This window comes from Candidatus Thermoplasmatota archaeon (assembly GCA_029907305.1).
Classification (GTDB): Archaea; Thermoplasmatota; E2; order DHVEG-1; family DHVEG-1; genus JARYMC01.
Map to the genome: position 1 here is coordinate 1 of JARYMC010000056.1, position 10,072 is coordinate 10,072.

At 33.0% G+C, this 10,072-nt stretch carries 11 protein-coding genes; 6 read left to right on the plus strand and 5 right to left on the minus strand.

Features of this window, described 5'->3' with window-relative positions; translation table 11 throughout:
• Nucleotides 1-340, minus strand: a 340-nt coding sequence (locus QHH19_05070) for a transposase family protein (GenBank protein MDH7517696.1), incomplete at its 3' end; no start/stop codon positions are given.
• Between the two features lie 28 nt (nt 341-368).
• Here QHH19_05070 and QHH19_05075 point away from each other — a divergent pair.
• From QHH19_05075 to QHH19_05085, 3 genes are all read left to right on the plus strand, one after another.
• Nucleotides 369-1,346: a transglutaminase-like domain-containing protein gene (locus tag QHH19_05075; GenBank protein MDH7517697.1), complete on the plus strand. Its 978-nt coding sequence runs from the start codon at nt 369-371 to the stop codon at nt 1,344-1,346.
• Between the two features lie 112 nt (nt 1,347-1,458).
• A complete protein-coding gene (locus tag QHH19_05080; GenBank protein ID MDH7517698.1) occupies nt 1,459-1,950 on the plus strand; it encodes a hypothetical protein in 492 nt (163 codons plus the stop codon).
• A gap of 93 nt (nt 1,951-2,043) precedes the next feature.
• On the plus strand, nt 2,044-2,421 hold the full coding sequence (locus QHH19_05085) for a hypothetical protein (protein MDH7517699.1): 378 nt from the start codon (nt 2,044-2,046) through the stop codon (nt 2,419-2,421).
• A 353-nt stretch (nt 2,422-2,774) separates the two neighbouring features.
• On the opposite strand, the gene QHH19_05090 is transcribed toward QHH19_05085, so the two are convergent.
• From QHH19_05090 to thpR, 4 genes are read right to left on the minus strand one after another with little or no spacing between them, the layout of a single operon-like run.
• Nucleotides 2,775-3,599: a hypothetical protein gene (locus QHH19_05090; GenBank protein MDH7517700.1), complete on the minus strand. Its 825-nt coding sequence runs from the start codon at nt 3,597-3,599 to the stop codon at nt 2,775-2,777.
• A 46-nt stretch (nt 3,600-3,645) separates the two neighbouring features.
• On the minus strand, nt 3,646-5,022 hold the full coding sequence (gene cca, locus QHH19_05095) for a CCA tRNA nucleotidyltransferase (GenBank protein MDH7517701.1): 1,377 nt from the start codon (nt 5,020-5,022) through the stop codon (nt 3,646-3,648).
• Nucleotides 5,004-5,810, minus strand: coding sequence for a phosphatase PAP2 family protein (locus QHH19_05100; GenBank protein MDH7517702.1), 807 nt, complete (start codon nt 5,808-5,810; stop codon nt 5,004-5,006). The genes cca and QHH19_05100 overlap by 19 nt, the downstream gene beginning before the upstream one ends.
• Nucleotides 5,811-5,817: 7 nt before the next feature.
• Nucleotides 5,818-6,372 carry an RNA 2',3'-cyclic phosphodiesterase gene (gene thpR, locus QHH19_05105; protein MDH7517703.1) on the minus strand — a complete coding sequence of 185 codons (555 nt, stop codon included), beginning with the start codon at nt 6,370-6,372 and terminating at the stop codon, nt 5,818-5,820.
• 176 nt (nt 6,373-6,548) lie between these two features.
• Here thpR and QHH19_05110 point away from each other — a divergent pair, with 176 nt between their 5' ends.
• The 3 genes from QHH19_05110 (at nt 6,549) to QHH19_05120 (ending at nt 10,045) form a co-directional block, all read left to right on the plus strand.
• Nucleotides 6,549-8,657 (plus strand): C25 family cysteine peptidase, encoded by a 2,109-nt coding sequence (locus tag QHH19_05110; protein MDH7517704.1) that lies wholly within the window; start codon nt 6,549-6,551, stop codon nt 8,655-8,657.
• Nucleotides 8,658-8,765: 108 nt separating this feature from the next.
• Nucleotides 8,766-9,668 carry a UbiA family prenyltransferase gene (locus QHH19_05115; GenBank protein ID MDH7517705.1) on the plus strand — a complete coding sequence of 301 codons (903 nt, stop codon included), beginning with the start codon at nt 8,766-8,768 and terminating at the stop codon, nt 9,666-9,668.
• 35 nt (nt 9,669-9,703) lie between these two features.
• Complete coding sequence (locus QHH19_05120; GenBank protein MDH7517706.1) at nt 9,704-10,045, plus strand: lycopene cyclase domain-containing protein; 342 nt, start codon at nt 9,704-9,706, stop codon at nt 10,043-10,045.
• Nucleotides 10,046-10,072: the final 27 nt, after the last annotated feature.

Sequence of the window (10,072 nt, forward strand, 5' to 3'; positions counted from 1 at the left end):
TCTCTGGTATCGGAATGCAGGTTTTAAGCACTGGTTCAATGAGAGCAATATTCCGGTAGACGTTGCTTTGGTCCAGATCAAAGAGATATTCAAGGAGACTGTAGGTGATGTACAGTCTATAGTACATCAACAGCATCACTGTTCGTTCCTTGAGCGGGAGTTTATAGGGTCTTCCTGCACCGATTGCTCGTTTTCTCTTCTTTCGAGTCAATCGTTTCTGTTCATACTGAGGGTATCGCTGTTCCAATTGCTTATATATTTTGTCGAATTCTTTGGGTGTTAGTCCGGTGAATGTGTGAAACATCTTTGGCTTTCTTGATAATTTTTCATAGGTCAACATCTCTACATCCCATCCGATGTAGAGGGGTATGTGTTATGGGTTAAAAATTGTTATTTCGCAAGAGGTCTATTATATTGATCCAATCATCCAACGAGCAGAACCCTACATTAACAAAATTGTTACAAATAATATAACATTAAGATCATATGCAAACTCTATCATAAGGGACAGTTGCCTTTCAGGGGATAAAGAATGTCAGATTAATGCTGTATATAGGTATGTTGTAGAAAATTATAATTATATAAGCGATCCAACAGGAACTGAACTTATTCAAACTCCCCAAGAAACAATGCAAATAAAAGGTGGAGATTGTGAAGATCTTGCAATTTTGCTGAGTTCTTTGTTGGAAAACATTGGCATTAAAACGTATCTCGTTTTAACAGAAAATCATGCGTATTGTCTTGCTTCAGATGTTGATACAAATGCACTTTGGACCTATGTTGAACAATCACTCACCACGCAAGTTGAAAAGGATTGGGGAGGAAATATTAGACAGGAATTTAATCAAACATTTGCTCTTAAAGGGTATAATAATTGGTATTATGGAGGAAATGGTTCATCATTTGTTTCTCCTATAGATTATCTAAACATAAGCTATGATATTGTTTCGGACAAGCCGTTGCATTTCTATGTAGTTCCTTCACGAGAAGATTTTGATCTATGTCCAGAAGGAAAAACTTTTAACCATTATCCAAAGTATGAAAGAGAGAATGTACTAAATTTCAAAGGGATCGCTTCTTATTTAGATAAATATGGGGGAATAATCTTGTGCAATAATAACTTGGGAGATGCTACCATCACTGTAAATATCATGTTTTATTTTCATCCATCATTTTACGAGATGTTCAAAAATCAAACCATTACTTCTTACGAAATAGACTACAAGAATTGCGTAGTTTTAGATCCAACTGCAGGGGTCTATGGGTATCCAGGTTATGATGCTAGGTTAACTGGAGAAAAAATCGCTATGGATCCCATCAGCAAGGAATATATTTACCTTAAATAATGTCCTTTGTAGTTAGAGAAATCTACACCAGTCAGATAGATTGCTAGAAATCGAAGATGAAATTCACTAATTTTCAATTATCTTTTTATATAACTTCCTACACTCGTTAGTAATGACACGAAATCCCGTATATATTTCTCCAGCGAAAAGAGCATGGATTAGACGCAAGATTAACAGTGGAAAAACCAAGTATCAGATAGCAAAAGAGCTTGATATTTCAACATCAACCGTTTATTATTGGACAAAAGACATTCCTAATAGAAACATCGGATGGCCAGGGATACGTGGTAAAACACTTGATATGCTCCAGGAATTACTTACGAAAGGATACTGTTTTGCTGAATGTAGTGATCCACAGAGCCGGTATATCCACTTGCATAAGTATTTTCCAAGTGTCCATAGAATAAAGATTTACAATAAGCATATCCTTTATCTTGAAGGAAGAGAGGATGCAGCTGCACGAGCATTTATCGATAAACTACATGGTAAGAAGATTATCAGTTTCCAGGAATTAAAACAAATTACCAAAGTTTTTGGTACAACTCTTAACAGATCGGAAAAAGAAGATTTCCTTCTTAAAAAAGGAAGAAAGAAAGGATTTTGATAATTTCTAAAAAAGAGTGGTAATACTTATATTCATTTGATTTATAATTAGTGATTAGTTTAGTTCATAAAAGAATCTTGATGATTGATTACCATGAAATTAATAAATGCTACTGGAGAAATGATTAAAGACACTTTAGTAAAAGATTATGAAAAAGATGAAGGATTTAACGAAAATACTCTCTATAAAAATTGTATTAACGGTATGAAAAAAGTAAGACTAAATGATATTGATTCTACAGATATTGAAGGCCCTATTCAAACCTTTTTAATCAATTGGGGGACTATGGCAAGAGTTCTTAATCAAGATAAAAAATGGAAAAAGAAATTAATGAATGTTTTAAGAAATAAGAGTCATGTTTTGGATTCATTTAGAGATGAAAATCTTTTGTATAAGAGTATTAAAAAAGCAGAAACAAAAAACAAATTATTGATTGTTATGAATCTATTAAAAAATGTATTGGTCCTGTAGCTGCTACTAAAGTACTTCATCTTATAGCACCAAAGTTTTTCCCTATGTGGGATAATGATATCCTTTCAACAGTAAACAAGGATTGCAAGCAGATAAAATTATTTTCAAAAAGTATCAACACAAGTCCTATAGGATACTATACCTTCATGCAAGCAACGAAATATTTTATTTTATCAAATAAGAGCCGCAAAGAAACAATCAAGCATTGCAGGAATATTAATCCCGTATGCAAAATATCTGAGATTAGAGTAGTTGACAAATATTTTTGGATAAAAGTACCTCGAAAAAAGAAGAAAAAGAAACCTTCTCATAATTAAGATCAGGATATATTCGAATTTCTTAGATGTTTTATATTATTTCTCTTCTGTTAATTTGTTGTTCTTTCTCATATTTTTGCCTTCGGGTCTACTGCTTTTACGGTTTTTCTCTGATTCCACAGCCTCTTTTAGGCTTATCTCTCCTCTTAGAACTTTCATGGCGGTTTCTGCTGATATAGAAAACCTGCCGTTGGTTAATTGTCTGCTACGCTCCTGAACATTTCTAATGTCTCCCTTTGTTGGTTCTAGTAGCAGACGTCTCTGTACTTTACCGCCTGTTAACAAAGCTATTGCTGCAGCTGCTTCGCTGTCCCTCTCAGGTCTAATTGTTTTTGTTTTTTGCGAAGAGGTTGTTTTAGCTTCATTAACAATTTCTATAGGAGTCTTGAGTGGGATTAAGGAGTTTATTATCCTATTCCTAGTGATTGTAGATCCATCACCAATTCGTATAAGAGTTTCAACCGCAGGGTATTCTCTTATAAAACGTTTCACTATAACCGCCACCTTCTCAGGTGTTTCAACACATGTTTTCTGCAGTAGAATATCATCTCCTACAACAGCCACACCTGGTTGGTCACCTGGATCTATACCAATATAAACCTTAGAATACAGTTCTTTTCCAATTAGCATCTGCATAGCAAGATCCACAGCATGATCTATACTGTCATATGCATCTGCTGCAATGACATTCTGGGATTTTATGTCATGTATCTCCCTATTCGAGGTTAGTATAACCCCGATCCTACTAGGTATATTATCTATTGATGTTAGTGAAACATATGGTACATTTCTTTTTTTAAGTATCTTTAATAAATCATGGTACAAAGAAAAATCCTTTGTGTAAACACCCAGCGTCTTCATCTAACTAAAATATCAACGGTCTTAGATATATAAATTTGAGGTTTTTTCAGCGTTCCCAAGGTTTTTTCCCATCCAGATACTCAGTCCAGAAAACCCTAAGATCCTCTGTTAATAGTTCCTCTTGTCCCATAATCTTGTATCCTTTTTGTTTGCTTTTTTCAAGTTGTTTACCAAGGCTTAAATTTTTAACTTGATTTTCAAGATATTCATCTAGCTTCGTGTATTCCCTTTTGATTTCAACGTAGAGTTTACCGTTTTTCTCATAAGGTTTCTTAACAACCCTTTTGTTATTCACCCATTTTTTTATGAAATCCTCAGCGTTTTGTTTTAGTTCCAAAGGTGGTCCAACATGTATCATCGTCGGAGATAGAGACTCTTTTTTTGTCTCTAGGATTATCAGTATTTTTTTGTTTTCTAAACAGAAGGATGTTTTGTATATTGTAAAATTATTTCTCTCACATGATTCTTTTATTGAACGTATTGCTTTTCTTATCTGTGGATATAGGTTCTCTGGTATTATATCTGGTTTATCAAGTTTTAACCCTATGTATTTATGGTTTTGTTTTTTGATTTCTTCCTTTATTTTTTTAAGACTCCATGGTTTTGTTTTTTTTGGGAAAAAAAACGTTATACGTGGTTTTTTGTCGTATTCTCTACATGCTTCTATAAACAACTCGTATTTTTCTTTTGAAACAGCTGAGGCAACGTTTCTGTTGTTGTCCACAGGGTCTATGAATATTAGTGGTGCGTCAAAATCTGGATGTTTTTGGTTTGTTAACGTTATCGTATGTTTTGTTTCCCAGTTTTTAGCGTTTTTTATTAATTCTTTGAATGAACCATATCTTATGATTAGTATTTCACATAGGTATCCTGAGAAGCCTTCTATTTCTGCCTCTGCCCCATAGCATCCTATGCCACGCATGAATTGTTTTAGTAGCCTTACTTCTCTTTTTTGTGTTTGTTTCAGGTTTTTTATAACATATTTTGTATGTAGTGGTGTCCTGTCTACTGCTGATAGTTTTTGTGAAGGTTTTTCTATCTGATATGATGGTACTATCTCTGTTTTTATGTTTTTGTAATACCCTCTTATATATGGGTGTTCTGCGTAGCATTCCTCTGTTTTCTTTAGTATTTTTCTACCAATGTTTATAGCATGTCTTCCTATCTCTTTTTTTTGGTAACTAGTTGGGAATAATAGAAACATGTCTATGTCTAGGTTGTTTCTCAGGTAGGTGTCTTTTGCTGTTGATCCAACTAACTCTATTTTTGCTGGTAACTGTTTTTTTGTTAATTCTTTTTGTACATTTTTTTTAAGCTCTTCTATTATTTTTTGTATCCTTTTTTTATCCTTATTGGTTGGTGTGATTTTTTGTAAGACTTTTTTTTCTATGGCACTAGCATTTATCATTTTGTTTTGCTCCATTCTTTTTTCTTCATAGTGTATCTTAATATGAATATTACTGCTATCGCTAAAGACGCACCGGCTATTATATCTATTATCCAGTGTATTGCCAGGTACATTATTGCTATTATTACTGTTATCATAGTGAAATATGTTAGATAGGTTAGTTTTTTGTTTTTTGTTAAACTCATCGAGTAAGCTATTAGAATGGTCATAGCTGTGTGTAATGAGGGTAGGCAGTTGTTTTCTGTTGTTACAGCATAAAAAAAGTTTTCCACAGTTGGTATTGTGTTTTCTAGTGCCGATCCCAAGTTGTTGAACACGTATACGTTTGTTACTGGTAGAAACAGGTAGAATGGCAAGGCTACGATGTATATTATTAGTAGTCCATATGCAAGTGTTTTCATCGCTTGTTTTTCATCTGCTATAATGTAATATAATGGCGAGAACCATAGTGTGAATGGATAAACTGCTATGTAAATTAATACGAAGAATGAGACTAAGACTGGTGTCCAATACTGTGAGAATGATGCTACAAAATTGCCTTCTATGCTTTTAATCGTTGGCGCGAAATCTGTTCCAACAATTTCTGTGGTTATCACGTCTATGGTTTTAACTTCTATTAAATGAAATAACACAACAGCTAGGATGATACTTATTGGGATAGCATTTTTTTTGAAAAGATCGAAGTATTCTTTCGCAGTTTTTTTAAAGATTTTTTTTGGTGTGAGAAAAAACAAGCTTATTACTATCAATACTAGTTGAATTGAACCAATTATGATTAACCAGTTGTATATCTTGTTCACCACCAAATAATCATATTTTTATTATCTTTAGATCCGTGTAGATGGGTCCCTTTGGTGTTAAATCACTTTTCTTTAGTTTAACTGTTTCTACTTTTATATCCGCGAATTCAATATCTCTATATTTTTCTAAAACCTGTAATAGTTTTTTTTTGTTTTTTGCTGTTTTCACCCTCGCGATTGTTAGATGTGGTGAGAAACCTCTTTTTTCTTTTTCGAAACCTATTTTTGAGGTTTGTTCATCTATTTTTTTTGCTATTTCTGCTATTGGTTCACTGTTTTGTATTCCTATCCAGACGACTTTTATGTAGTTTTGATTTGGAAAGACACCTGTTCCTTTTAATTGGATGTTGAAAGGTTTGGTTTCTTTTACTGAATTTTTTATTATTTTTTCCATTTCGTTTATCAGCATCTCTTCTGTGTCTCCTAGGAATTTTAGTGTTATATGGATGTTTTCTGGTTCCACAAGTTTAAGGTCTGCTCCTATTTTTTTTATTTCATTTTCAAAATCAACTAGTTTTTTGTTTGATTCAATATCTATCGCTATGAATCCTCTAAATTTTGACATATTATACCACGATTTTGATATCTGAATATGTTTTTTCTTTATAATTAATATTATCCAAGATTTAACAAAATATTTGATAATAAAGTAATGTTTATAAAGGGTTAAATATAATAAAGATAAAAATCTTTTAATCCTTCATAATATTAATACCGGATAATACTGGGGGAATTTGATATATGAAAAAGATAATTTCGACGTTGCTAATAAGCATATTTTTGATAACATCGCCTTCGGTGTTTAATGCTAGAGAAAATCAAAGCAGCAATAACCATATTGTTATTGCTTATTCATTTGAAACGCCGATTGTTAAATCTGTAGATATTTATGGCAGTATATATGATGAGGTTACTATCGATGGTACTTCTCTTAGTGGTAATCCTGGTGAACCAAGTTTACCTGCAAAAGGTGCATATATTTTACTTCCGCAAGGTAAAAAAGTAAATGAGATAGTCGTTACATATGATGAAGTTGTAAGTTTGGGTTCTGGGTTTAACATCAGACCAGTTGCAGAACGTTTTCCAATTTCTGACAACAATAATAAGCCGATGTTTGTTCCTGATGAAAATATTTATTTTTCAACTGATATATTTCCTGGTGAGCTATATACTGAGGTTGGTACATACAATTTTAGGGGATATAATATTCTCATTTTGAAGTTAAATCCTGTCCAGTATATACCCTCTTGTGGTGAGCTTTTCTATTACCCCAATTTAATAGTTAATGTTGAGACAGAGAATGATGCAGAGTATAATAGTGTTTATAGGGGGTTGGAAAAAGACAGAGAAGAGGTGATGAAGAAAGTTGACAACCCAGATGTTGTTGATATGTATACCTCAGAGCCAGAATTTTTACCTCTTGATATCCAATACCACTATGATCTTGTTATTATCACTACAGAGGCATTAAAAGAGTATTATGTTCCATTGGCAGATGCACATAATGCTAGTGGAACTATTACGTTAATAAAAACAGTAGAGGACATTGTTAATGATCCTGATTATTGGGTTGCTGGTAAATGGGGTGATGCTAATCCTAGTAATCCTTTTATAAAAACCCCTGTCACATCTGGTTTATCACTTTTTAATGACACCCAGGCTAAAATAAGGAATTTCATTAGAGACGCCTATGCTAATTTTGGGGTAGATTATGTTCTTCTTGGTGGTGATGCTGATGATAATGATGGTGACATAAACATAGTTCCTGTAAGAGAACTAAAATACCCTAGGCTTTATTTTGAAAAAATACCCTCTGATCTTTATTACGCCTGTATTTATGGATCATTTAACAGTGACTGTGATAAGAATTTTGGTGAACCCAATGATGGCGAAAACGGTGGTGATGTTAATCTATTTGCTGAGGTTTATGTTGGTAGAGCATGTACCGACAATGCAATTGAAGTCCAAAACTTTGTATCTAAAACTATAGCATATATGAACTCTGATTCAAATGATAGCTATTTGAAAAAGGTTCTATTAGTTGGTGAATTTCTCGGGTTTGGATTTGGCGGTCTATACATGGAGGAACTAGTAAATTGTTCAAATAAACATGGATATAAAACCATTGGTTTTCCAACCTCAGAATTTGATATTGATAAAATGTATGGTCTATGGTCACCATTAACTCTTATCCATAAAATAAATAACAATGTTCATATAATAAATCATGTGGGGCATTCTAATCAATATATAAATATGAAAATACGTGTTCCTTACTTTTCCCTGGGTGTATCGCCTTTATATCCTAAAGTTAATATGATAAAAAATGATAAATTTTGTTTTATTTACTCCCAAGGTTGTATGGCTGGTTATTTTTCATTTCATAGGGAGTGTATCGCTGAATATTTCACTATAAAAACCGCTCATGGTGCGTTTGCTGGTATATGGAATTCCAGAAATGGGGTCGGAACAGATTTAACCACCAATGCTCCTTCGCAACACTATAATAGAGAGTTCTGGGACGCAGTGTTCGGTGAGAATATAACAGTGATTAGTAAAGCGAATCAGGACTCAAAAGAAGACAACCTTTGGCGGATAAATGAAGACCTAATGAGGTATGTCTACTATGAGTTAAACTTATTTGGAGACCCAGCTGTCCAGTTTAAATATTCAGGGTCCTCATTGTTTAATTCAAACAGCCAAACCAATCAACAACAAAATATTCAGCAACAAAATCAACAGAGTGACACTCAGCTATCTCAAAATAGTTCTAGTAATCAACCTAATGAGCAACTAGGTGGTATTGCGCAGCAATCTGCAACCAGTTCACTACAAACAAATAAAATTTAATCTCCGTTTTTTTCCTTATAATTTAAATTATAATTTTTTGGTAACAACTGTCAAACAAGCTTTATATTGTATAAGATACAGAATTGCTAGTATAATTGGAGAGAAAAAATGAATATACCTAGACTTAAAAAACGAGTCAAAGGCGTTGTTGATTTGATTCGCCCGTTTACACTCCTAGCACCTGTTATTGTATCAACTTGTATAATGATAGCTAGTTTCTTTCATAACGGAAAAACAGATGATCTTTTCCTAATGTTAATTAAAACTATAATCCCTGCTAGTTTTTCATTGGCTCTACTAAACAGTGCATCAAACACTTTGAATCAACTAACAGATGTTGAAACAGACAAAATATCAAAACCATACCGACCAATACCAACAGGAATAATAACCATCCTCGAAGCAAAAATCATCTCTATTATACTTTACCTTCTATCGTTTTCACTAGCATTATATGTAGGTTTTATTTTCACAGTTTTTATTCTTCTGATAACATTATTTACAATAACCTATTCACTACCACCTAAGCTAAAAAACCATCTGTTTTTAAATCAAATCTGGGTGGCTGTACCAAGAGGTTTACTTGGTATACTCGCTTCATGGAGTGTTTTTGGAAATCCACTTGAATCTTTGCCGCTATCAATAGCTTTGATAGCTATGTTATTCCTTATAGGAGGTTCATCCACAAAAGATATACTGGATAGTGATGCTGATAAAAAAACAGGTGTACACACACTTGTAAACACGTTTGGAGTAAAAAAAGCAGCTTTGTTATCACTACCATTTATGTTTTTCCCATTTGTGATAATCCCTATATTAGTCAACAATGGAGTGTTAAACGAGAGTTTAATGTTTCTAACTTTTTTGGCTATACCAGGTTTTTTTGTATTTCGTTTGATGTTTGAAGAAAAGAGAAGCAGATTCTTTGAAAATACCCCTGCTTGGACTTTGATGTATACAACATATTTTGTTTTCGCTTTTGGTTTCTCATTTCTAACAATAATAGCCTAAAAGATTTTATTAACTAGGTTTCGTTCTTTCTTAATATGTATGAATACCTTTTATTGATGACAGTTTTTGCCATAATACCCTCACTGGTTTTATTGTATTTTCTCAGAAAAAGCATCAATTTCAAAAATCTCCTAATATCAATTATTGCTCTTTTTATAATAGGTGTTATATGGGATCAAATCTCAGTTAGATTAGGTATTTGGAGCTTTTCTCAGGATAAAACAATTGGTAACATTTTTGGTATGCCGATAGAAGAGTATATTTTCATGATTTTTGTTTCGCTTCTCGTAATAACAGTTTACACTTTGATTAACAAGATTATGAAAAAAATAGACCTTTTGCATAATTATAAAACTGGAACAACTGTTCTCTTCTAGCCTCCCCCAACTAGCTATTTTTACTCT

Coding starts and splice junctions, on each gene's coding strand:
- QHH19_05075 (MDH7517697.1), top strand. CDS start 369: ATGTGTTATGGGTTAAAAATTGTTATTTCGCAAGAGGTCTATTATATT.
- QHH19_05080 (MDH7517698.1), top strand. CDS start 1,459: ATGACACGAAATCCCGTATATATTTCTCCAGCGAAAAGAGCATGGATT.
- QHH19_05085 (MDH7517699.1), top strand. CDS start 2,044: ATGAAATTAATAAATGCTACTGGAGAAATGATTAAAGACACTTTAGTA.
- QHH19_05090 (MDH7517700.1), bottom strand. CDS start 3,599: ATGAAGACGCTGGGTGTTTACACAAAGGATTTTTCTTTGTACCATGAT.
- cca (MDH7517701.1), bottom strand. CDS start 5,022: ATGGAGCAAAACAAAATGATAAATGCTAGTGCCATAGAAAAAAAAGTC.
- thpR (MDH7517703.1), bottom strand. CDS start 6,372: ATGTCAAAATTTAGAGGATTCATAGCGATAGATATTGAATCAAACAAA.
- QHH19_05110 (MDH7517704.1), top strand. CDS start 6,549: ATGAAAAAGATAATTTCGACGTTGCTAATAAGCATATTTTTGATAACA.
- QHH19_05115 (MDH7517705.1), top strand. CDS start 8,766: ATGAATATACCTAGACTTAAAAAACGAGTCAAAGGCGTTGTTGATTTG.
- QHH19_05120 (MDH7517706.1), top strand. CDS start 9,704: ATGTATGAATACCTTTTATTGATGACAGTTTTTGCCATAATACCCTCA.